The following is a 21,299-nucleotide window of genomic DNA, read 5'->3' as shown; positions in this document are numbered from 1 at the left end:
GTTCCGCTCGTGTCCTGACGTCCCCCCGGCCGACCGGCCGGGGGGACGTTCGCGTCATGCGTACCGGTAGATCGCGCTGTGGTCGAGCATCGAGGCCGGCGTGACGCCCCAGGGGCCCATCTTCTCGTCGCGGGCCGCGATCCGTCGGTACTGCGACTCGCCCAGTCGCGGCGGCTCCGTCGGGAGGTAGCCGGCCCGGGGGTTGCGGGCCTGCCAGAGCGACCAGAGCCGGTCGACGAAGGAGTGGTGGAGCCAGAAGACCGGATCGTTGACGGAGGCGCCGCCGAGCATCATGCCGCCGACCCAGCGGTGCACCCGGTTGTGGATCCGGAAGCGGTCGTTGCCCCGGCCCGGGGACCAGCCCTCCAGCGCGTTGCGGAACCCCGCCCGGCTGGTGGAGTTCCACGGCTCCTCGTCGTACACGGTCTCCCGCATCACGGTGTCGAGCTGCGCCTTCGTCGGCAGCGTGATCGGGTCCTGCGGGCGGCCGAAGTCCCTGGTCAGGAACTGTCCTTCGGTCATGTTGTGCTTGACCGTCCAGCGTCCGGCCGCGAACGCGAAGGGCCCGGTCGTCACCTGGAGGTCGGCCCGGCGGCCGTTGCCGCCCATGAAGTCCTCGTTCCACAGGGAGGCGGCGGGGGTGTTGTCCTGGGTCCAGTCCCAGTACGGGACGGTGACGCTCGGGTCGACGGAGCGCAGCGCCCGCTCGAACTCCAGCAGGAACTTGCGGTGCCAGGGCAGGAAGCTGGGCGTCATGTGGGCCACGCGCAGACGGTCGTCCCCGTCGGCGACGTAGTAGTCGATGTGCGTCCTGACGAACTCGTCGTACGTCCCCCGGCGCTTGAGCTCCAGGACGGCGGAGACGAACGTCCGCCGCTCGGCTCTGGTCAGATCGTGCTGGTTCTTACGTGTGTACGCCACGCGGGCTCCCTCCCGGACGGACGCCGTGGGCGGCGGCGTACCGGGTCAGCGGGGCGGACCCCAGCTCGTCCACGGCCGCGCGGGTGGCCGCCAGCGGTGTCGTATGGGACTCGTAGTGGTCGATGGGGGTCAGAAAGCCGCCGTCGGCGCGGCGCATCACATGGAGCGGCCGGCCGTCGACGAGGACGAGCTGCTCGCCCGAGGGGCCGGCCAGGCCCCGGATGTGCCGGCCGCGGTACATCTCGTCGAAGGAGGTGTCCGAGGCGGCGCGGGCGGAGCGCTCGCGCGGGGTGGTGACGATGCGGGCCAGGGCGCCGCCGGTGAAGGCGGCGACGGCCACGGTGAAGAGGGACCGCAAGGCGACACGGCGCGGGACGATCATGAATGATCTCCAAGTGGTCGGAGAATGCCCTCAGGGCACAACGATGGAATCCCGACTTCGTTCCGAGTGAAATGTCAGACGGTGGAATGTCGGCCGATCGAGTGAATTCGGCGCCGGTCGCCGGTCGTTCGACCACTAGCATCCCGATGCATGACCACTCCAAACGTCGTCTCCGCGGCGCGCAGCGACAATCCGCTGGGAACGCTCACCGTCGTTCCGTGGACCATCGGCCCCACCGCCGACACCCCCGTCACCCCCTTTCTGATGGTGTATTCGCTCGGCGACGGCCGTGACGGCCCCGAGGCCGGCGAGGAGGCGATGCGGGCCGCCCTGGAGGGGATGGGCCTGCCGATCGGCGACCGTGTCGTCGACGCCTCCCAGGAGCGCGGGACCGGCGCGCACCTGCTCGTCGAGGCACAGCGCGCGGTGCTCACGCTGCCGTTCATGAAGGCGCAGTGCCCGGTTCCCGCGGAGTGGGAGGCGGCCGTCAAGGAGAACGGGCACGCCTACCTGATCTGCTCGGTACGCCCCTGGCCGGACGCGGTGCCCGGCGAGGCGGTCACCGAGGAGAAGCTGAAGTCCTTCGTCACCGACGACGAGGTCGTGGCGGCCGCCGCACACGTCCTGCTGCCGGTCCGGCGCCTGCAGGGCTGAGCGGAGAACGAGGGAGAGGGGGTGGCGGCATGGCGACGGTGAACGTACGGGGACCGGGATCGGGACCGGGACCGGGATCGGTGCCGGGGCAGCGCCGGGACGCGCTGCCGGAGGCGGCCGGGACGGTCGGCGCGAGCCGGGCGCTCGGCCTGCTCCTCGTGATCACCGGGGCGGCCGGCGTGCTGGCCGGCTGGGTGATCACGATCGACAAGTTCAAGCTCCTCGAGGACCCGAACTTCCAGCCGGGCTGCAGCCTCAACCCGGTGGTGTCCTGCGGCAACATCATGAAGAGCGAGCAGGCGGCGGTGTTCGGCTTCCCGAACCCGATGCTCGGTCTGGTGACGTACGCGATGGTCGTCGCGATCGGCGCCGGCGTGCTCGCCGGGGCCCGCTACCAGGGCTGGTTCTGGCTCGGCCTGAACGCCGGGATGCTCTTCGGCGTCGGGTTCTGCACCTGGCTGATGTACCAGTCGCTGTACGAGATCAACGCGCTCTGCCTCTGGTGCTGTCTCGCCTGGACGGCCACGCTCGTCATGTTCTGGTACGTGACCTCGCACAACGTCCGGACCGGCGTGCTGCCGGCGCCGGCGGCCGTGAAGGGGTTCTTCGAGGAGTTCACCTTCGCCCTGCCGGTGCTGCACATCGGGATCATCGGCATGCTGATCCTGACGCGCTGGTGGGACTTCTGGACCAGCTGACGTGACCCTCCTCTCCTGGCCGCGGGCCGCACTGACCGTGCTGCTCGCGGCCGTTCTCGCGCTGGTCGTCCTGCCAGGTGGGCGGCTCGCGCCGGACGGCTCCGAGCCGGGGCCCGGGACCGCCGAGCCCGGCGTCGGGTCCGTTCCCGAGCGCTGGAACGTTCCGTCCGGGTTCTTCACCGGCTCCGACGCGACCGGGGTGGCCCGGATCGCGGACGTGCAGCGCTGGCTCGGCGGCGGTTCGCTGACCGTCGGGCACACCTACCTCCCCGGCGACCGGTGGTCGAACATCGAGGGCCACCCCGAGCTCTTCGAGCCGTGGGCGCGGTGGAAGGAGGAGCGGCCCGGGCGGCTCTTCGTCCTGAACGTGCCGCTGCTCGACCGCAGCGAGGCGGGGCTGCCGGACGAGGAGGTCAGGGCCGGTCTGCGGCGCGGGGCGACGGGGGCGTACGACGGGCACTTCCGCACGCTGGGGGAGCGGCTCGTCGCGCACCGGCTCTCCGACGCGGTCCTGGTCCTGGGCTGGGAGATGAACGGCACCACCTACAGCCACCGCTGCGGGCCCGACCCCGAGGCCTGGAAGGCGTACTGGCAGCGGGTCGTGGGGGTGCTGCGGGGGGTGCCGGGGCAGCGGTTCCGCTTCGACTTCACCGCGAGCCGGGGGCGGGACGCCGTGGAGTGGCCGCGCTGCTACCCGGGCGACGCGTACGTCGACATCATCGGGCTCGACGCCTACGACCAGCCCGAGGGGCTCGGCTTCGAGGAGCAGGTGACGGAGGAGTTCGGGCTCGCGCACCATGTCGCGTTCGCGGCGGCGCACGGCAAGCCCGTCTCGTATCCGGAGTGGGGGCTCTTCCGCAACGGGGACAACCCGGCGTACGTGCGGGGGATGCTCGACTGGTTCGCCCGGCACCGGCCCGTCTACCAGACGTTCACGGACTACTGCCCTCACGGAGTGTGGGGGTGCGCGGACAATCCGGAGTCCGGCGAGGTCGTCAGGGGCGCGCTCGGAGTGCCGGGCGGCCCGTGAGCACAGCGGCCGGTGCGCCGGGTCAGGCCTTGTAGGCGACCAGCGAGATGCCCACGTAGTGGACGATGAAGGCCGCGAGGGTCAGGGAGTGGAAGACCTCGTGGAAGCCGAACCAGCGGGGGGACGGGTTCGGGCGCTTGATGCCGTAGATGACCCCGCCCGCGCTGTAGAGCAGTCCGCCGACGACCACCAGGACCAGGACGGCTATGCCGCCGGCCCGCATGAAGTCGGGCAGGAAGAAGACGGCGGCCCAGCCCATCGCGATGTAGCAGGGCGTGTACAGCCAGCGAGGGGCGCCGACCCAGAAGACCCGGAAGGCGATGCCCGCCGCCGCGGCGACCCAGACCGCCCACATGAGCGGGCGCCCGGTCGAGTCCGGCAGGAGCAGCAGGGTCAGCGGGGTGTAGGTGCCCGCGATGATCAGGAAGATGTTGGCGTGATCCAGACGCCGCAGGATCGCCTCGCCACGCGGTCCCCACTCGCCCCGGTGGTAGAGCGCGCTGATGCCGAAGAGCAGGCAGGCGGTGAGGACGTACACGCCACAGGCGATCCGGGCACGCGGCGAGTCCGCGAGGGCGACCAGGACCAGCCCCGCGATGATCACGGCGGGGAACATCCCGGCATGCAGCCAGCCCCTGAGCCGGGGCTTCACGAACTGCTCGATCTCGTTCACCGAGGGCATCGCAGAAGTCATGAACCGAATGCTACCTACGCCCCCGTAGGTCCCGGATACGAGTGGCGATGCTCACGTGTGCGGCCCTCTGGACATATGGGCGCATGCGTCGGATGATCAAATGAGTGTGGTCGGCACCGGATGAGCAGCTACGACGCATCCGGGTCGCAGCCCCCACGGGGCAGACATCAAAAAACCCCTCATCAAGGAGCAATCGTGGCGCGCGACAACGCGGCTCCCACCACCGCCGTCCCCACCCAGCACCAGGAACTGGTCGCCTGGGTGAACGAGATCGCCGAGATCACGCAGCCGGACCGGGTGGTCTGGTGCGACGGATCCGAGGCCGAGTACGAGCGCCTGTGCGAGGAGCTCGTCGCCAAGGGAACGTTCACGAAGCTCGACCCGACGCTGCGCCCGAACTCCTACTACGCCGCCTCTGACCCGTCCGACGTCGCGCGTGTCGAGGACCGGACCTTCATCTGCTCCGAGAAGGAGGAGGACGCGGGCCCGACCAACCACTGGAAGGCCCCGGCCGAGATGAAGGCCCTCTTCGCCGGTGAGGACGGGATCTTCCGCGGCGCGATGCGCGGACGCACCCTGTACGTCGTGCCCTTCTGCATGGGGCCCGTCGGCTCCCCGCTCTCCGCGATCGGTGTCGAGATCACCGACTCCGCGTACGTCGCCGCCTCCATGCGCACCATGACCCGCATGGGACAGGCCGTCCTGGACGAGCTCGGCACCGACGGCTTCTTCGTCAAGGCCGTCCACACCCTCGGCGCGCCGCTCGCGGAGGGCGAGGAGGACGTGCCGTGGCCGTGCAACTCCACGAAGTACATCTCGCACTTCCCCGAGAGCCGCGAGATCTGGTCCTACGGCTCCGGTTACGGCGGCAACGCCCTGCTCGGCAAGAAGTGCTACGCGCTGCGCATCGCCTCCGTCATGGCGCGTGACGAGGGCTGGCTCGCCGAGCACATGCTCGTCCTGAAGCTCACCCCGCCGCAGGGCGAGGCGAAGTACGTCGCCGCCGCCTTCCCGTCCGCCTGTGGCAAGACCAACCTCGCCATGCTGGAGCCCACGATCTCCGGCTGGACGGTCGAGACCATCGGCGACGACATCGCCTGGATGCGCTTCGGCGAGGACGGCCGCCTCTACGCGATCAACCCCGAGGCCGGCTTCTTCGGCGTCGCGCCCGGCACCGGCGAGCACACCAACGCCAACGCCATGAAGACCCTGTGGGGCAACTCCGTCTTCACCAACGTCGCGCTCACCGACGACGGCGACGTGTGGTGGGAGGGCATGACCGAGGAACTGCCCAAGCACCTCACCGACTGGAAGGGCAACGACTGGACGCCGGAGTCCGAGACCCCGGCCGCCCACCCCAACGCCCGCTTCACCGTCCCGGCCGGCCAGTGCCCGACCATCGCGCCGGAGTGGGAGGACCCGAAGGGCGTGCCGATCTCGGCGATCCTCTTCGGCGGCCGCCGCGCCTCCGCCGTGCCGCTGGTCACCGAGTCCTTCACCTGGCAGCACGGTGTCTTCCTCGGCGCGAACGTCGCCTCAGAGAAGACCGCCGCCGCCGAGGGCAAGGTCGGCGAGCTGCGCCGCGACCCGTTCGCCATGCTGCCGTTCTGCGGCTACAACATGGGCGACTACATGGCCCACTGGATCAAGGTCGGCGCCGAGGCGGACCAGGCCAAGCTGCCGAAGATCTACTACGTCAACTGGTTCCGCAAGAACGAGGCCGGCACGTTCGTCTGGCCCGGCTTCGGCGAGAACAGCCGGGTCCTGAAGTGGATCGTGGAGCGCCTGGAGGGCAAGGCCGAGGGCGTCGAGACGCCGATCGGCATCCTGCCGACCGCCGACGCGCTCGACACCGAGGGCCTGGACCTGCCGGCGGAGGACCTGGAGTTCCTGCTCAAGGTCGACCGTGACGTCTGGCGCGAGGAGGCCGCCCTGGTTCCCGAGCACCTGAACACCTTCGGTGACCACACGCCGAAGGAGCTGTGGGACGAGTACCGCGCGCTGGTCGAGCGCCTGGGCTGAGCCCCGTACCCCCGAAGACTCGTGGCGGGGCGCCCCGAACACCGCCCTGACCAGTGGGGTCACGAACGGCCCGCCACGATGCATACCGGCCCCCGGAGCCCCCTCACGGCTCCGGGGGCCGGTGCGTTCGCCACCTCAGAGCAGCGGCTGGCCCGCCTCGACGGTGGCGATCGCCCGGCGGCACGCGTCGCGGAACTTCACGAACTCGCCGTTGCTGTCCCAGGTCTCCGCCCGGCCGCCCCGGCTGCTCGGGTCCCCGAACAGGCTCTCGCGCAGCTCGGTGGTGAGCTCCAGCTGCGCGCCCGCGCCGAGCATCGTCCTGTTGCACGGGTTCGTGGCGTGGTCGCCGTTGAACTCCGAGAGCAGCGTGGCCCACGCCGGGGCGAGGGAGTCGATCGCCGGGAAGCCCGCCGCGTTCAGCTCCTGCACCAGCGCCGTGCGGAAGGCCTTGTTGAGGCCGCCGACCACGGCCACCCGGCGGTCGCCGGTCGGCGGGTAGGTGGCAGTGGGCAGTCTCAGCTGGTCGAACTTGCAGCCGTGCAGACTGAGGACGTTGAGGTGGCTCGCCGCCGTCGACAGGGCGACATGGTCGTCGCAGTTCTTCGAGGTGACGTGCAGTTCCTTGTTGCCGCTGGAGAGCAGGCCCTCGAACATCCAGTAGTCGTGCACGGTCGGCAGGATCGGGGCGCCCGCCGCGTCGCCGGGGCTGTATCCGGCGATGCCCAGACAGAGTTCGCTGGTACCGATCTCGATGCCGCCACCGTGCAGCGCGAGGATCGCGGTGCGCCGGACCGGGGCGGCGGTGGTCATCGAGGTGTCGAACTGCTCGTGCCGGCGGAAGCGGCGGCTGAAGGTGGTGCCCTCCTGTCCGGCCAGTTCCCGGTACAGGGCGGTGTTCGAGGTGTACTCGACCCCGGGGGTGGCCAGCGTCGCGTGGGCGGGCGTGGCGGCGGCCAGTTGGGCGAGGAGCGGCGAGCCCACCGCGGCCGCCGCGGCGAACGCGGTGAGCACCGTACGGCGGGAGGCGGAACGCGAGGCGTCAGAGTGATCCGTGGTCATGGCCGGAACATAACCGATGGTGATCGTGGCCGGTGGATCTTTTCGGGCAGAAGCGGTGCGGCCCGGTGACGTCCGGACATCGCGCCCCACGGCCCGTCAGGTCAGGACCTGCCGCGCTCCTCCAGATACCGGGTGTGCGCCTCCTGCCGGATCGCCTCCGCGTCCTGGAGGGCGGCGGCGATCCGCCCCGCCTCCTCGCGCAGCGCCGCCAGCTGACGTCCGAGATGACGCTCGGGCGGCTCCGCCCCCGGCGTGACGCGGCTCCACCACCGGGTCCGTACGAAGGTGTCCACGGCCTCCGGAACGTCCTGGCGCACCGCGCGGGCCAGCACGCGCAGGTGCTCCGGGTCGGTGACCCAGCCCGGTTCGAGGAGCGCCTCGACGAGCGTGTCCCACTCGGTGAGGCGCTCGGCCGCGGCCGGGGGCAGCTCGACCTCGGCGAGGTACGCGCGCAGCGTCGCGAAGTCCGCGCGCAGCGCGTCCAGTTGCTCCTCGGCGTTCGGGAACGCGGGGGCGGGCGGCCGCTCCGGCGGGGCGATCAGCGCCCCCGCCGCGTACAGCGCCACCACGACCACGGACCAGAGCGAGCCCGCCGCGCCGGTGAAGGAGAGGGCGATGCCGGCGATGCCGCAGGCGCTGCCGGTGAGGTTCTTGCGGGACTCCAGGTACCGCACGACCGGATTACTGGTAGCCACGGATCTCCTCGAATGCTCCGTCGAGCGAGCCCTGGGTGGCGTCGAAGAGCCGGCCGCCGGTGAGGCTCGCGATGTGGCCGAGGGCGGCGCGGTCGGAGTCCCCGAAGACGATCGGGAAGACCGGCGTCCGCTGCTGGGCGGGCGGCAGCTCCCGGTAGAAGGCGTCGAAGGCGCCGGCCGGCTCGCCGTCGGTGTTCTCGCCGTCCGTCATCAGCACGATCGACGTGAAGGTGCCGCCGTCGCCGCGCCCCTGGGCGCCGGTGGCGGCGCCGAGATGGCCGTACGCCTCTTCGAGACTGGAGTAGATCGCCGTACCGCCCGAGGCGGAGAGCCCGCCCGCCTGGGCGCGCATCGCGTCGATGGCCTTCGTCGGGGCGGCCGGATCGACCGTGTACGTCCGGACCTCGCGCTGCTTCACCGCCGAACCGAAGGGCATCAGGGTGACCGTCTCACGGTCCCGGAAGTCCCCGGTCAGCTCGGCGAGGGCCGACCTGAGCCGGGCGAGCCGCTCGCCCTCCATGGAGCCCGAGGTGTCGAGGACGTAGACGGTGCGCGAGGGCCGCCGGAGCTTGTTCTCGTACGCGTCGAGGAGGCCGTCGGCGACGGCGCGGCTGCCCGGGAAGGGCAGTTCGCGGCGCTGGTCGGTGGTGAGCGGCTTCGCCGGCTCCACCCCGGGGACGACCGGGCGGCGCAGCGTCCGGTTGGTGATCATCCGCTGGGCGACCGGGGTACGGAGATGGGCGGTGAGGCGCGCGGCCGCCTGCTTGGCGTCCGGGCCCGCCGCGGTGAGCAGCGTGAAGGGGTAGTCGGCGGTGACGACACCGTCGACCGGGCGGACGACGGTGAGTTCCTTGCCCGTACTGAGCAGCACCGACTCGTAGTTGATCAGCGCGTCGACGTCCGTACGGCGGGCCCACGCGGTGGCCAGCCAGCCGGAGGAGCCGGAGGTCAGGTGCTGCCCGCCGAAGAACTCCTTGAGCTTCGGGGTGGCCGCGGCGACGTCCTTCTCGGTGAGCGCCGACTGCGCGCCGGAGAGGCCGGAGGCGATCGAGACGAGCGCGGTGAAACCGGAGTTGGAGCGGGCCGGGTCGGTCATGCCGTAGCCGAGCTTCTTCTCCACGACGGCCCGGTGGATCTGCGACCAGGTCACCTCGGCCGGATCCCAGCCGAGCGCCTTCACCGTCTGCGGGCGCAGGCCGAGCGCGACCGGCGAGGTCATGATCGGGGTCTCGGCTGTGATCTTCCTCGCGGTGTCGGGGCGCAGCCGCAGATAGTCGTTGGAGGAGAGCCAGACCGCGTCGTACGACTTCTCCGCCGCGCCGGACGCGATCTGCTCGACGGCGTCGAGCGTGCCGACGTAGGTCGGCTCGACCGTGACCCCGGTGGCCTTTCGGGCCTCTTCGAGGACGGGCTCCATGTCGGAGAGCTCGGAGGAGGCGAGGACGCGCAGGGTGTGGGGGGAGCCGGCTCCGTCGTCACCCGTACCCCCGCTGCTGCCGCTGCCGTTGCCGCCGCTGTCGGTGCAGGCGGCGAGGGTCAGGGCGGCCAGGAGGGCGAGGGCGAGGGCGGAGGCGGTCGCGCGACGGGGGAGGGAGCCGGTGCCCCGGGTTCGCGTCTGTCGGGGTCTCATGTGAGGCCGCCTTCCAGCGCGCTCGTACGGCGGGTGCGGGCCAGGTAGGCGCTCGCCGTGTGGAGTTCGTCGGTCAGGGACGCCACCGTCGCCGCCATGGACTCGGTCGCCTGCACCTTGTACGTGTCGATCGCGTCGAGCGTCCGGTAGATCTGCTGGAACGCCGACCGCAGGGTCTCCGCGCCCACCGCGGGGTCGGCGGCGATCCGCTGGATCTCGCCGCTCTGGGTCGCCAGCATCTCCGCGTTGCCGCGAATCAGGTCCTCGGTCGTCGAGCGCAACACGTCGACCTGCTCGGCCACCTTGCGCTGGTTCTCCAGGGCCGAGGAGAGCATGACCGCGATGCGCAGCGCCGAGACCGTGGTCGTCGCCGCCCGGTCGACGCCCTTGATCAGCTCGTCGTTGTTGCGGCGAACCACGTCCATCGCCAGGTATCCCTGCGCGCAGACCGCGAGTTGGGTCAACAGGTCCTGGTGTTTCTGGCGGACGGGGAACAGCACGTCCGAGCGCAGGGCGTCCGCCGCGGCCGGGTCGACGGTCAGCGCGACGCGCTCCTCGACGGCCGCGTCGAGGGCCTCGGTGAGCACCGCGTACTCCTGGAGCTTGCCCATGGTCTCCCACAGCCGCGCTCGCTCGGTCTGCAACGCCGCGTTGTCACGGCGCAGTTCGTCCTGTCCGCCGCGGAGCGTGCTGACGATCTTCGTCAACGTGCCCTGCGAGGAGGCGTACCTGGCGACATGGTCACGCAGCCTGTTGCCGCCGGGCAGCTTGGACAGGAACCGCCGGGCACCCTTGCCGGGGGTGTCACGCGGGTCGAGGTCCTCGACGGTGCGACGCAGCTCGACGAGCGAGGAGCCGACCCGGGACTGCGCGTCGCCGCCGCCCTCGCTCAGCGAGCGGACCGTGCGGTCCAGCATCCGGTTCGACTGGGCGGCCGCGCTGCGCATCTCGCCGGCCCCGAGGGCCGCGATCTCCCCGATGCGGCCCGCGAACTCCGGCGAGCGGGTGTCGAGCCCGGCCAGCGAGTCGACGTACTCGACCGCGCGCCGGCCCATCTCCGTACGGACCGTCTCGTCCAGCGGCACCAGACCCGAGGCCTGCTCGGCGCGGACCGGGGGCACCGGCTCCGGCGGGGTCAGGACCAGCTGGGCGGTGGCAGGGTCGGGCGTGGTCATGCGGTGTCCCCCTGGTTGCGGGCCCGCCGTGCCATCTCGTGCAGCACCTCACTGGTGGGCACGGGTGCCTGGCGGACCCCGGTCAGATTCTGGTTGATGCGGTCGGCGAGGTCCGCGGTCGCGGCCGTGAACTCGGCGGCGGCGCCCTGCGGACGGAAGCCGTGGCGCACCGCGAGCTCACGCAACTCCTTGTCTGAGGTGAGGAGTTCACCCAGCTCGCGGCCGGCGTCGGTGAGCGGGACGACGGTGTGGTCGCTGATCACCGTGGTGTCCGGGTAGAGCACCACGAGGTCACCCAGTTGCCGCTTGGCGAGGAGCTGGGAGGTGACCTGGGACTCGTAGACGAGCACCAGCTGGTTGCCGACGCCGCTGATGAAGTCGCGGAACGGGGCGTCGGAGCTGGACTGCTGGGCCCCCTGGACCTCGATCAGCTTGCGCATCAGCGGCGCCGTGCGGTCGACGCCCGCCGTGTCGCCCGCCACCTTGCCGCCGTCGGCGACGAAGCTCGCGGCGGCGAGGTACAGCGCGCCGGAGTTCGAGGCGATGGGGTCGGTCGAGGTGATGAACACCGTCCCGCTCAGCTCAGGCCGTCCCGCCGAGCCCTTCAGCTGCTGCCAGGTCCGGTCGGCCTTCGCGGCCTTCAGGAACGGCTCCATGCGCAGGGTGCCGGTCTGGCCCCCCGGCCGGAACGCGACCAGGCCGTTGTCGGCGAGGACCTCGGCGGCGCCCCGGTGGGCGACGACGACCAGGGGCGAGTAGAAGGGCCGCGGCGCGGCGGCTTTCACGCCGTTCTTGGCGCGCAGCTCGTCGGCGGGGGCCTTGGAGGACGGGAACGCGAAGTCGTAGCCCTTGAGGGGCAGTTCCTCCATGTCCCAGGACCCGGAGGTCTCCGTCCGCACGGTGAAGCCCTCGTCGGCCAGGGCCTGCACCACCTTGGGGTCGGCGAAGAACTCCGCCTTCTCCGACCCGATCACTCCTCGCACGGTCTTCGTTGCCGTGCCCTTGTCCTTGTCGCCGCCCGCCACGAGGACGGCGGCCACGCCGCCCAGGAGCAGGACGGCCAGGACGATTCCCAGGATGCGTCTCACGCGGGCAGATTGCTCGCGGAAGCCCACATTCCTGGGGGAGTTGGGTGGACGAGGGGTGAAGGGGTGATCCCGGTACGGAACCGGAGTACGGGGGGTGTGGGGAGGATGTGCGGGGCCCGGAAGGGGGTGGCACCCGGCCCGCGCGGCGGTCACGCGCGCGGGCCGAGGCCGTCAGGGGGTGCTGACCAGCCGGTCGGGCGAGGTCAGCGCCTCGGTGTGCGCGTCCATGCGCTCGGCGGCGAGGATCGCGGCGGCCGTGTCGGCCCGGGAGGCGGCGACGACCAGGGCGCGGCCCGCGAGGGCGTGGGCGCGCTCATGGAGTGCGGGGGTGTTCGAACCGCTCAGCCCCGCGTGCCGGGCGGGCGGCGCTCCACGCAGCCGCGCGACCTGCCGGGCGATGAGATCGCCCGCCTCCGTGTCGCCCAGCTCGTCCGTGACGGCGAGGAGCGCGGCGAGGTGTCCGGCGAGCTGGATGTCCAGCTCCTCCTCGCGGGAGCGGTGCGGGTACGCGTGCTGGTCGTCGTCGGCCATCCGGTGGACCGACTTCGTGCGGATCGGCTCGTACATGGGGATGGCCTCCTGAGTATCTCTGGATCCATCCTAGCTTAGATTCAATCTAAAGTTGAGTGCGGTCTGAAGGTCGCCGCGGTCAGGGGCCCGGCCTGATCGGCGGGACACCCCTTCAGGGCTGGCTGTAGCCGTCCAGGAACGTGCCGATCCGGGTGACCGCGTCCGCCAGGTCCGCCGCGTTCGGCAGCGTCACGATCCGGAAGTGGTCCGGCTCGTGCCAATTGAACCCGGTGCCGTGCACCACCATGATCTTCTCGGCCCGCAGCAGGTCCAGGACCATCTGACGGTCGTCCTTGACCTTGTAGACGCTCGGGTCGAGCCGGGGGAAGAGGTACAGCGCGCCCTTCGGCTTCACACAGGTCACGCCCGGGATCTGCGTCAGCAGGTCGTACGCCACGTCCCGCTGCTCCAGGAGCCGCCCGCCCGGCAGCACCAGGTCCTCGATCGACTGCCGGCCCTGGAGGGCGGCTGCCACCGCGTGCTGCGCCGGCATGTTGGCGCACAGCCGCATGTTGGCGAGGATCGTGAGGCCCTCGATGTACGAGGAGGCGTGCGCCTTCGGTCCGCAGACCGCGAGCCAGCCGGAGCGGAAGCCGGCCACCCGGTAGTTCTTGCTCATCCCGTTGAAGGTGAGGACGAGGAGGTCGGGCGCGAGGGCGGCGGTGGGGGTGTGCGTGGCCCCGTCGTAGAGGATCCTGTCGTAGATCTCGTCCGAGCAGACGACCAGGTTGTGGCGGCGGGCGATCTCGGTGAGCGAACGGAGCATCTCGTCGTCGTAGACGGCGCCCGTCGGGTTGTTCGGGTTGATGATCACGATCGCCTTGGTGCGGTCGGTGATCTTCCGCTCGATGTCGGCGAGGTCCGGCATCCAGTCGGCCTGCTCGTCGCAGCGGTAGTGCACGGCCGTGCCGCCGGCCAGGGAGACCGAGGCGGTCCACAGGGGATAGTCCGGAGCGGGGACCAGCACCTCGTCACCGTCGTCGAGCAGCGCCTGCATCGACATCTGGATCAGCTCGGAGACGCCGTTGCCGAGGTAGATGTCCTCGACGGAGAGCGGGATGCCCTTGGTCTCGTAGTGGCTCATCACCGCGCGCCGGGCCGCGAGCAGCCCCTTCGCGTCGCCGTAGCCGTGCGCGTCGGCGAGGTTGCGCAGGACGTCCTCGAGGATCGCCGGCGGGCACTCGAAGCCGAAGGCGGCCGGGTTGCCGGTGTTGAGCTTGAGGATGCGGTGGCCCGCAGCCTCCAGCCGCATCGCCTCTTCGAGCACCGGGCCCCGGATTTCGTAACAGACGTTGGCGAGCTTCGTGGACTGGATCACCTGCATGTCGAGAGCTTACGGCCGGGTCGCGCGGGGCGCCTCGTGTTTTGGGACACGTCGGGCGGAATCGGGGTGGGGAGGGCGGGCGGGTAGGTTGGCGCGTCATGTGGATTCTCAGTGCCGCCGGCTGCCGGTGGGCGGGTGCCGTCGGGGCGCTCGCGATCGCCGTGGGCGGGTACGCGGCCGGGTCGCTGCCGGAGCGCGAGCCGTGGGGGCTGTGGGCGCCCCGGGGCTCGGCCCTGACGACGGCCGGCGCCGCCCTGGCGTACCTGGGGCTGACCGTGCTCGTGGCGGCGTGGTGGCGGTACGGGGTGCTGCTGAGGCGTGCGGGGCGGTCGGACGGGGAGGACCGGGAGGCGGCGCGCCGGGTGGGCGGGGCGACCGGCGTGCGGGACGCGCGGGCGCGGGCCGTGGTGGTGACCCTCGGGTGGTGGACCGCGCCGCTGGTGCTCGCGCCTCCGCTGTACAGCGCGGACGTCTACAGCTACATCGCCCAGGGCGCCATGGTCCTGGAGGGGTACGACGTGTACGGCGCGGGACCGTCGGTCCTGGGCCCCGGGGACCTCGGCGTGGACGCGGCGGCGAGCGTCGGCGGGCATTGGACGGACACCCCGGCGCCGTACGGTCCGGTCTTCCTGGTCCTCGCGCAGGCCGTGGTGAAGGTGACGGGCGGGGAGATCGTTCCGGCGGTGTTCGGGATGCGGCTGATCGCGCTCGCCGCGCTTGCGCTGATCGTGTGGGCGGTGCGGGGGCTCGCGGGCGGGCGTGGGGGTTTCGGGGGCGGGGACGCGGCCGGGGGTGCGGGCTCGGATGCGGGGGTGGCGGGGGCCCTGTGGCTCGCGGCGCTCAATCCGTTGCTCCTGATCCACGTCGTGGGCGGGATGCACAACGACGGGCTGATGATCGGGCTCATGCTGGGCGGGGTGCTGCTGGCCACGCGGGGGCGGTGGGTGCTCGGGTGCGTGCTGGTCGGGCTGGCGATGATGATCAAGTCGCCCGCGGCGGTGGCGCTGCTGTTCATCGGAGTGATGGTCGCGCGGGCGCAGGGCGGCGTACGGGGTGTGGTGAAGGGGCTGGTGCTGCCGGGGCTCGTGGCGGGCGCGGTGGCCGTCGGCGCGACGGTGGCCGCCGGGACCGGGTTCGGGTGGCTGCGGACGCAGAGCGTCGCCGGGGCGATCCACACCGCGCTGTCGGTGACGAGCGACGTGGGCCAGGGGCTCGGGCTGCTGCTCGCGGACGACCCGGACCCGGTGAAGGGCCTCGTGCAGAAGCTGGGCCTCGCGGTGGCGGTGGCGCTCGTCCTGGCGCTCGCGTGGCGGTCGTGGCAGGGGCGGATCGATCCGGTGCGGGGGCTGGGGCTGGCGCTCGTGGCGCTGGTGGCGCTCTCACCGATGGTCCAGCCGTGGTACCTGCTGTGGGGCGTGTGCGTGGTGGCGGTGGTGGGGTGGGACGGCCGGTGGGGGCAGGTGCTGGCGGTGCTCTCGGGGGCGCTGGTCTACGAGACGGCGCTGTCGGGCGCGACGCCGTGGTACGGGTTCGTGATGGCGGGGGCCGTGGCGGGGGTCGGGCTCGTGGGGGCGGGGCTTGTGGGGGTGCGGCGGGCCCCTCGGGAAGGGCACGTCCTCGGGGGAGCCGTACCCCTGGTGGGCGGGCGCAGGGAGCGGACCCGCCCGTAAGGGCGCCGTCCCGTGTGCCCACCCGTCCCGCCCCCCCGGGACGATCGCCCACCACGGGGGCAACCCCTGGGCGGATCTCCGTGCACACACGGAGGCGGGGCGGGCGGGCGCTCCTGGACGGAGTGCCCGCCGCCGTCGGCTGGACCGGTCAGGGGGTTCGGCGGATCGATCTGCCGGCCAGGGTCGAGGTACGTCTGCCGTCCTCGATGACGAAGCGGCCGTCGATCAGGACGTGCGGGATGCCCACCGGGAGGGTGCGTGGGGAGTCGTACGTGGAGCCCGCCGCCACCGTCTTCGGGTCGAAGAGGACCAGGTCCGCCGCGTAGCCCTCGCGGACCAGGCCCCGGTCCGGGAGGCGGAGGCGGGCCGCCGGGCGGGATGTCAGGTGGGCCACGCACTCCTCCAGGGAGAGGACGCCCTCCTCCCGTACGTACTTCCCCAGGTACTGCGGGAACGTCCCGTACGCCCTCGGGTGCGGTTTGAAGCCCTGGAGGATGCCGTCCGAGCCGCCCGTGTGCACCCGGTGGCGCATGATCGCGCGGACGTTCTCCTCGTGGCCGACGTGCTGGAGGATCGTCGAGCCCAGCCGGTCGTCGATCAGCAGACGGCGGGCCGTCACCCACGGCGCCTCGCCGCGCATCCGCGCGGACTGGGCGATCGTCCTGCCCACGCAGGACGCCAGGCCCGGGTCGCTCACGCCCGAGATCTCGATCGTGTCCCACTCCATCGGCACCCCGTGGCAGCCGTCCGAGCCGATCTCCTCCAGATGGTGGCGGATCCGCTCGGCCGTCGCGTCGTCCCGGAGGCGCGCGAGCAGCGCCTCCGGGCCGCCCTCCGCCGCCCAGCTCGGGAGCACCGCGGCCAGCGTCGTACAGCCCGGTGTGTAGGGGTACGTGTCCAGGGTGATGTCCGCGCCCGCCGCCAGCGCTCCGTCGAGGAGCGCCAGCAGGTCCGGGGCCCTGCCCTTGTTCACGCCGAAGTTCATCGTCGCGTGCGCCAGGTGCAGCGCGCAGCCCGCGTCGCGGGTCAGGGCGACCATCTCCTCGTACGCCTCCAGCGCACCGGCGCCGTACGAGCGGTGGTGCGGGCAGTAGTAGCCGTCGTACCGGGCCACGACCTTGCAGAGCTCGGCGAGTTCGGCGTCCTTCGCGTACATACCGGGCGTGTACGTGAGGCCCGACGACATGCCGACCGCGCCCTGCTCCAGGCCCTCGGCGACCAGCTGCCGCATCCGGTCCGTCTCGGCCTCCGTCGCCGGGCGGTCGTCCCAGCCGACCGCGTGCATCCGGACCGTGCCCTGGGGGACGAGGTAGGCCGCGTTGACCGCGATGCCCCGGTCCAGCCGGTCCAGGTACTCGCCGACCGTGCGCCAGTCGAAGTCGATGTCGGAGCCGTCGCCGTTCCAGCCGGTGATCGCCCGGCGTACCTCGGCGAGCGTGCGGTCGTCCACCGGGGCGTACGAGAGACCGTCCTGGCCGAGCACTTCGAGGGTCACGCCCTGCGCGGCCTTCGCGGTGTGCTCCGGGTCGCGCAGCAGCGCGAGGTCGGAGTGGGCGTGCATGTCGATGAAGCCGGGGGACAGGGCGAGGCCCTCGGCGTCCAGGACGCGGCGGGCGGTGGGGCGCCGGCAGCCCGCCGCCGCCCCCTCCTTGACGATGGCGGCGATACGGCCGCCGTCGACGGCGACGTCGGCGCGGTACGCGTCGCCGCCGGAGCCGTCGACGACGTCCACGTCGCGGATGACGAGGTCCATGGTGACCGGCTCCTCTAGAAGAAGGTACGGATGTAGTCGACGACCGTGCCGTCCGCCTCGACCAGCGGGATCAGCTGCCACTTGTCGAAGGACGTGCAGGGGTGGGAGAGGCCCATGCCGAGCCAGTCGCCGACCTCGATCGCCGCGCCCGGTTCGGTGCGGACCCAGCCGTGCTGGTCGGAGAGGCCGGTGACGGTGATGCCGGTCGCGGGGCGTTCGGCGCCGGTGCGGGCGTCCCGGACGACCTGCGCCTCCGGCAGGTCGAGGTCGTACGCCGCGTCCCGCTTGCCGGCGTTGGTGAACGCCTGCTCGGGGCTCGGGCGGGAGACGACCTGCGCCCAGAGCCGGAACGCGGGCTGCAGCCCGCCCTCTTCGGGGACCCGGTTGAAGGGGGTGAGGTGGCGGTAGTGGCCGTCGTCGTGCGAGACGTACGCGCCGGAGCGGAGCAGCTTCAGTACGGGGCGGGAGAGCGCGGGGATCTCCGCGAAGACGTCGGCGACCGCGTCGAACCAGGCGCTGCCGCCCGCGCTGACGACGATCTCGTCGAGCTCGGGGGCGAAGCGGCCCGCCTTGTCGAAGTCGGCCGCCAGGGCCGTCAGCCGGCGCAGCCAGGCGTGGACGCGGTCGGTGTCCGCCTGCGGGACCTCGCCCTCGTAGCCCGCCACGCCGACCAAACGCAGGGTGTCCGTCGCGGCGACCGCGTCGGCGACGGCGACGCAGTCGGCCTCGGTACGGGCTCCGGTACGGGCACCCTCGCCGGCGCCGAGCTCGACGACGACGTCGACCGGGCGGGCGGGCAGTGCCCGGGCGGGCTCGGGGCGGGCCGCCCGGGCCTCGGTGAGGGCGGCGTCCATCAGCTCGACGCCGCGCACGGAGTCGACGTAGCAGATGAAGCGGAAGTCGCGGTCGGTGTCGAGCTCGGCGGCCAGCCAGCGCAGGGCGGGGGCGTCGACGAGCTCGTTGGCGAGGAAGATCCGGGCGATGCCGTGGGCGCGGTAGACGCGGGCCTGGTGCGGGACGGCGGCGGTGATGCCCCAGGCGCCGTGCTCCAGCTGGCGGTCGAAGAGCTGTGGGGCCATGGAGGTCTTGCCGTGCGGGGCGAAGGCGAGGCCGTGGCGCTCGGCGTACGTCTCCAGGAGGCGCAGGTTGTGCTCGACGGACTCGGCGGAGAGGGCGAGGACGGGGGTGGTGAAGCCGCCGGTGAAGAGGTTGCGGCGCTGGGCGGCCAGCTCGCCGACGGTCAGCCCGTTAGCGTCGGGCGGGAGGGCCTTGAAGCGGTGGTCGACGCGTTCGTCCGCGAGCCAGCCGGCGGGGGTGGGGGTGGCCTGAGGGGTGGGGTGAGGGGTGGGCGTCGTCGGGCTCTTGGGGCTCACGGGGCTCCTCCGGGGGCGTCGCGTCATTGCGTTGCACTATGCGCAACGGTCATTGCGCATATCGCTTAATGGTGTCTAACATCCGGGCCAACGCCGGGTCAATGGACCCGCATGATCGACGAGGAGCCCGCAGGTGACCCTGACCGGAGACCACCCGACCGTGGACGCGCCACCCGTGGACGTCGTCTGCCTCGGTGAGTCCATGGTCACCTTTCTGCCCTCCCGGCCGGGCCGCCTCGCCGACGTACCGGCGTTCGCCCGGACCATCGGCGGCGCCGAGTCCAACGTGGCCTGCGCGCTCGCCTCGGCGGGACACCGCGCGAAGTGGGTGAGCCGGGTGGGCGCGGACGGTTTCGGCGACCACCTGGTGGAGGCGATCGGGGCGTACGGGGTCGACGTGTCGGCGGTCGGGCGGGACGCCGAACGTCCGACCGGGATCTACTTCCGCACCGCCACGGACCGGGCGACGGCGGCGCACGAGGTCGCGTACTACCGGGCGGGCTCGGCGGCGTCGGCGATGTCGCCGGTGACGGTGGCGTGGGAGGTGGTCGGGGACGGCCGCGTCCTGCACGTCTCCGGGATCACGGCCGCCCTCTCGGAGGACTGCCTCGCGCTGATGCGTGCGCTGACCGCACCACGGGCGGGGCGACCGATGGTGTCGTTCGACGTCAACTTCCGGGCGGGGCTGTGGCAGGACGCGCGGGCCGGAGGGCGCACGCTGCTGGAGCTGGCGCGGGGGGCGGACGTCGTCTTCGTGGGGGAGGACGAGGCGGAGGAGGCGTGGGGGGTTGCCGGGGGGCCGGGCGCGGTGCGTGCCGTGCTGCCTGAGCCGGGCGTGCTGGTGGTGAAGCGGGGTGCGGCGGGGGCGGTCGTCTTCGAGCGCTGCGGCCCCATCCCGTGCGGCTGCGGCCCCAACCCGTGCAGCAGCTCGCACGCGCCCGCAGTCGCCCACGCGCCCGCAGTCGCCCACGCGCCCGCAGTCGCCCACGCGCCCGCAGTCGCCCACGCGCCCGCAGTCGCCCACGCGTCCACAGCCGCCCACCCGCCTGCAGCCGCCCACACCCCGGCGCACGACACCGTCACCGCCGTCCCCGCCCCCCGCGTCGACGTCGTCGCGGCCGTCGGGGCCGGGGACGCGTTCGCCGCCGGGTTCCTCTCCGGGACCCTGCGGGGTCTGGCCGTACGGGAGCGGATCCGCCACGGACATCTGGCCGCCGCCGCCGCGCTCACCGTCGCCGGCGACCTCGCCGCGCCGCCCCGGCGGGACCTCGCCGACCGGCTCGTCGGTCTCGACGACTCCGCCTGGGAGACACTGCACCTCGGCCCCGGCTGGACGGGCCAGGACCAGGAGGTACGTACGCCATGAGCCAGACCGTCGACCGCGCGCTGAGCATCCTGCCGCTGCTCGCCCAGGGACCCGCCGACCTCGGCCAGGTCGCCGACCGGCTCGGGGTGCACAAGTCCACCGCCCTGCGGCTGCTCCGCACCCTGCACGAGCACGGCCTCGTCTACCGCCAGCAGGACCAGCGCTACCGCCTCGGCGCCCGCCTCTTCGCCCTCGCGCAGGAGGCCGTCGAGAACCTCGACATCCGCGAGATCGCCCACCCCCACCTCGCGGCGCTCAACGAGCAGATCGGGCACACCGTCCACCTCGCCGTGTACGAGGAGAGCGAGGTCCTGTACATCGACAAGGTCGAGAGCCGCTACCCGGTCCGGATGTACTCCCGCATCGGCAAGCCCGTCGCGATCACCGTCGCCGCCGTCGCCAAGCTGCTGCTCGGCGACCTCCCCGAGCCCGAACGGCGCGCCCTCGCCGCCAAGCTCGACTACCCCATGTACACGCCCCGTTCGACCCCCCACGCCGCCGCGTTCCTCAAGGAGCTGGCGACCGTGCGCGAACAGGGCTGGGCCACCGACCTCGGTGGCCACGAGGAGTCCATCAACTGCGTCGGGGCGCCCATCCGCGGCGCCGACGGCCGCGTCGTCGCCGCCATGTCGGTCTCGGCGCCCAATGTGGTCGTGACCGCCGAGGAACTCCTCACCCTGCTCCCGCTGGTACGCCGCACCGCCGACGCCATCAGCCGGGACTACTCAGGCAACACCCCTACCAAGGACCGGACATGACCGAGAAGATCGCGCTCACCCCCGCCACCCACACCGCCCCGCCCGCGAAGTTCTCGCACGGCGTCAAGAAGGGCAACATCCTCCAGGTCGCCGGCCAGGTCGGATTCCTGCCCGCCGAGGAGGGCAAGGCCCCCACGCCCGCCGGTCCGACCCTGCGCGAGCAGACCCTGCAGACCTTCGCCAACGTCAAGGCGATCCTGGAGGAGGGCGGCGCGAGCTGGGACGACGTGATGATGATGCGCGTCTACCTCACCGACGTCGACCACTTCGCCGAGATGAACGAGATCTACAACGCGTACTTCGAGGAGCAGGGCCTCAAGGCCCCCGCCTCCGCCCGTACGACGGTCTACGTCGGCCTGCCCCGCGGTCTCCTCATCGAGATCGACGCCCTCGCCGTCCTCGGCTGAACCTGAGCTGATTCTGCTGAAACCGCCGCT

Annotated in this window: 20 protein-coding genes; 8 read left to right on the top strand and 12 right to left on the bottom strand. The window is 72.2% G+C overall.

The features are described from left to right. Positions 1-54 precede the first annotated feature (54 nt). Positions 55-921, bottom strand: a complete 867-nt coding sequence (locus tag ACIPPS_RS03965) for a tyrosinase family protein (RefSeq protein WP_401426472.1) — start codon at positions 919-921, stop codon at positions 55-57. Further along, entirely contained in the window at positions 905-1,303 is a 399-nt protein-coding gene (locus tag ACIPPS_RS03960) for a tyrosinase family oxidase copper chaperone (protein WP_401426469.1), read from the bottom strand. Before ACIPPS_RS03960 ends, ACIPPS_RS03965 begins: the two co-directional genes overlap by 17 nt. A 150-nt stretch (positions 1,304-1,453) precedes the next feature. On the opposite strand from ACIPPS_RS03960, the gene ACIPPS_RS03955 reads away from it, so the two are divergent. From ACIPPS_RS03955 to ACIPPS_RS03945, 3 genes are read left to right on the top strand one after another with little or no spacing between them, the layout of a single operon-like run. Continuing rightward, positions 1,454-1,957 (top strand): DUF5949 family protein, encoded by a 504-nt coding sequence (locus ACIPPS_RS03955; protein ID WP_401426467.1) that lies wholly within the window; start codon positions 1,454-1,456, stop codon positions 1,955-1,957. Between the two features lie 29 nt (positions 1,958-1,986). Further along, the gene (locus tag ACIPPS_RS03950; RefSeq protein WP_401426464.1) at positions 1,987-2,655 is read left to right on the top strand and encodes a vitamin K epoxide reductase family protein; all 669 of its coding nucleotides are present in this window, start codon (positions 1,987-1,989) and stop codon (positions 2,653-2,655) included. Between the two features lies 1 nt (position 2,656). Next, positions 2,657-3,685 carry a glycoside hydrolase family 26 protein gene (locus tag ACIPPS_RS03945; RefSeq protein WP_401426461.1) on the top strand — a complete coding sequence of 343 codons (1,029 nt, stop codon included), beginning with the start codon at positions 2,657-2,659 and terminating at the stop codon, positions 3,683-3,685. A gap of 22 nt (positions 3,686-3,707) precedes the next feature. Here ACIPPS_RS03945 and ACIPPS_RS03940 read toward each other — a convergent pair whose 3' ends face one another. Beyond that, positions 3,708-4,379 carry a hemolysin III family protein gene (locus ACIPPS_RS03940; RefSeq protein WP_401426459.1) on the bottom strand — a complete coding sequence of 224 codons (672 nt, stop codon included), beginning with the start codon at positions 4,377-4,379 and terminating at the stop codon, positions 3,708-3,710. Between the two features lie 195 nt (positions 4,380-4,574). On the opposite strand from ACIPPS_RS03940, the gene ACIPPS_RS03935 reads away from it, so the two are divergent. Further along, a complete protein-coding gene (locus tag ACIPPS_RS03935) occupies positions 4,575-6,401 on the top strand; it encodes a phosphoenolpyruvate carboxykinase (GTP) (RefSeq protein ID WP_401426457.1) in 1,827 nt (608 codons plus the stop codon). Positions 6,402-6,536: 135 nt separating this feature from the next. On the opposite strand, the gene ACIPPS_RS03930 is transcribed toward ACIPPS_RS03935, so the two are convergent. The 7 genes from ACIPPS_RS03930 to ACIPPS_RS03900 form a co-directional block, all read right to left on the bottom strand. After that, positions 6,537-7,460: a poly-gamma-glutamate hydrolase family protein gene (locus ACIPPS_RS03930; protein ID WP_401426455.1), complete on the bottom strand. Its 924-nt coding sequence runs from the start codon at positions 7,458-7,460 to the stop codon at positions 6,537-6,539. Positions 7,461-7,561: 101 nt separating this feature from the next. Continuing rightward, the gene (locus ACIPPS_RS03925) at positions 7,562-8,155 is read right to left on the bottom strand and encodes a hypothetical protein (RefSeq protein WP_401426454.1); all 594 of its coding nucleotides are present in this window, start codon (positions 8,153-8,155) and stop codon (positions 7,562-7,564) included. Then, positions 8,142-9,785, bottom strand: coding sequence for a substrate-binding domain-containing protein (locus ACIPPS_RS03920; protein ID WP_401426453.1), 1,644 nt, complete (start codon positions 9,783-9,785; stop codon positions 8,142-8,144). The genes ACIPPS_RS03925 and ACIPPS_RS03920 overlap by 14 nt, the downstream gene beginning before the upstream one ends. Then, on the bottom strand, positions 9,782-10,960 hold the full coding sequence (locus ACIPPS_RS03915) for a toxic anion resistance protein (protein WP_401426451.1): 1,179 nt from the start codon (positions 10,958-10,960) through the stop codon (positions 9,782-9,784). Before ACIPPS_RS03915 ends, ACIPPS_RS03920 begins: the two co-directional genes overlap by 4 nt. Further along, positions 10,957-12,075, bottom strand: coding sequence for a hypothetical protein (locus tag ACIPPS_RS03910; protein ID WP_401426448.1), 1,119 nt, complete (start codon positions 12,073-12,075; stop codon positions 10,957-10,959). Before ACIPPS_RS03910 ends, ACIPPS_RS03915 begins: the two co-directional genes overlap by 4 nt. A gap of 144 nt (positions 12,076-12,219) precedes the next feature. Next, positions 12,220-12,615: a hypothetical protein gene (locus ACIPPS_RS03905; RefSeq protein ID WP_401426446.1), complete on the bottom strand. Its 396-nt coding sequence runs from the start codon at positions 12,613-12,615 to the stop codon at positions 12,220-12,222. Between the two features lie 115 nt (positions 12,616-12,730). Next, complete coding sequence (locus ACIPPS_RS03900) at positions 12,731-13,942, bottom strand: pyridoxal phosphate-dependent aminotransferase (RefSeq protein WP_401426443.1); 1,212 nt, start codon at positions 13,940-13,942, stop codon at positions 12,731-12,733. Between the two features lie 98 nt (positions 13,943-14,040). Here ACIPPS_RS03900 and mptB point away from each other — a divergent pair, with 98 nt between their 5' ends. Next, a complete protein-coding gene (mptB, locus tag ACIPPS_RS03895; RefSeq protein WP_401426440.1) occupies positions 14,041-15,612 on the top strand; it encodes a polyprenol phosphomannose-dependent alpha 1,6 mannosyltransferase MptB in 1,572 nt (523 codons plus the stop codon). Between the two features lie 148 nt (positions 15,613-15,760). On the opposite strand, the gene ACIPPS_RS03890 is transcribed toward mptB, so the two are convergent. Both ACIPPS_RS03890 and ACIPPS_RS03885 read right to left on the bottom strand, forming a co-directional pair. Next, the gene (locus ACIPPS_RS03890) at positions 15,761-17,365 is read right to left on the bottom strand and encodes an amidohydrolase family protein (protein ID WP_401426438.1); all 1,605 of its coding nucleotides are present in this window, start codon (positions 17,363-17,365) and stop codon (positions 15,761-15,763) included. A gap of 14 nt (positions 17,366-17,379) precedes the next feature. Then, on the bottom strand, positions 17,380-18,738 hold the full coding sequence (locus ACIPPS_RS03885; protein ID WP_401426435.1) for an alanine racemase: 1,359 nt from the start codon (positions 18,736-18,738) through the stop codon (positions 17,380-17,382). Positions 18,739-18,940: 202 nt separating this feature from the next. Here ACIPPS_RS03885 and ACIPPS_RS03880 point away from each other — a divergent pair, with 202 nt between their 5' ends. Genes ACIPPS_RS03880 through ACIPPS_RS03870 form a run of 3 tightly spaced genes read left to right on the top strand, consistent with a single transcriptional unit; the run spans position 18,941 to position 21,269 of the window. Next, positions 18,941-20,104: a sugar kinase gene (locus ACIPPS_RS03880; protein WP_401427201.1), complete on the top strand. Its 1,164-nt coding sequence runs from the start codon at positions 18,941-18,943 to the stop codon at positions 20,102-20,104. Then, entirely contained in the window at positions 20,101-20,862 is a 762-nt protein-coding gene (locus ACIPPS_RS03875; RefSeq protein ID WP_401426433.1) for an IclR family transcriptional regulator, read from the top strand. Before ACIPPS_RS03880 ends, ACIPPS_RS03875 begins: the two co-directional genes overlap by 4 nt. Then, a complete protein-coding gene (locus ACIPPS_RS03870) occupies positions 20,859-21,269 on the top strand; it encodes a RidA family protein (protein WP_401426431.1) in 411 nt (136 codons plus the stop codon). Before ACIPPS_RS03875 ends, ACIPPS_RS03870 begins: the two co-directional genes overlap by 4 nt. Positions 21,270-21,299 lie beyond the last annotated feature (30 nt).

The organism is Streptomyces sp. NPDC090127 (assembly GCF_044746945.1).
In the GTDB taxonomy this organism is placed as follows: domain Bacteria; phylum Actinomycetota; class Actinomycetes; order Streptomycetales; family Streptomycetaceae; genus Streptomyces.
Note: the sequence above shows the minus strand (reverse complement) of the source record. Positions and strands in the feature narration are given on the sequence as shown.

Excerpts from the sequence above, each read along its gene's own strand:
- ACIPPS_RS03960 (WP_401426469.1), bottom strand. The coding sequence starts at position 1,303 with ATGATCGTCCCGCGCCGTGTCGCCTTGCGGTCCCTCTTCACCGTGGCC.
- ACIPPS_RS03955 (WP_401426467.1), top strand. The coding sequence starts at position 1,454 with ATGACCACTCCAAACGTCGTCTCCGCGGCGCGCAGCGACAATCCGCTG.
- ACIPPS_RS03950 (WP_401426464.1), top strand. The coding sequence starts at position 1,987 with ATGGCGACGGTGAACGTACGGGGACCGGGATCGGGACCGGGACCGGGA.
- ACIPPS_RS03940 (WP_401426459.1), bottom strand. The coding sequence starts at position 4,379 with ATGACTTCTGCGATGCCCTCGGTGAACGAGATCGAGCAGTTCGTGAAG.
- ACIPPS_RS03930 (WP_401426455.1), bottom strand. The coding sequence starts at position 7,460 with ATGACCACGGATCACTCTGACGCCTCGCGTTCCGCCTCCCGCCGTACG.
- ACIPPS_RS03920 (WP_401426453.1), bottom strand. The coding sequence starts at position 9,785 with ATGAGACCCCGACAGACGCGAACCCGGGGCACCGGCTCCCTCCCCCGT.
- ACIPPS_RS03915 (WP_401426451.1), bottom strand. The coding sequence starts at position 10,960 with ATGACCACGCCCGACCCTGCCACCGCCCAGCTGGTCCTGACCCCGCCG.
- ACIPPS_RS03905 (WP_401426446.1), bottom strand. The coding sequence starts at position 12,615 with ATGTACGAGCCGATCCGCACGAAGTCGGTCCACCGGATGGCCGACGAC.
- ACIPPS_RS03900 (WP_401426443.1), bottom strand. The coding sequence starts at position 13,942 with ATGCAGGTGATCCAGTCCACGAAGCTCGCCAACGTCTGTTACGAAATC.
- mptB (WP_401426440.1), top strand. The coding sequence starts at position 14,041 with ATGTGGATTCTCAGTGCCGCCGGCTGCCGGTGGGCGGGTGCCGTCGGG.
- ACIPPS_RS03890 (WP_401426438.1), bottom strand. The coding sequence starts at position 17,365 with ATGGACCTCGTCATCCGCGACGTGGACGTCGTCGACGGCTCCGGCGGC.
- ACIPPS_RS03880 (WP_401427201.1), top strand. The coding sequence starts at position 18,941 with ATGGTCACCTTTCTGCCCTCCCGGCCGGGCCGCCTCGCCGACGTACCG.
- ACIPPS_RS03875 (WP_401426433.1), top strand. The coding sequence starts at position 20,101 with ATGAGCCAGACCGTCGACCGCGCGCTGAGCATCCTGCCGCTGCTCGCC.
- ACIPPS_RS03870 (WP_401426431.1), top strand. The coding sequence starts at position 20,859 with ATGACCGAGAAGATCGCGCTCACCCCCGCCACCCACACCGCCCCGCCC.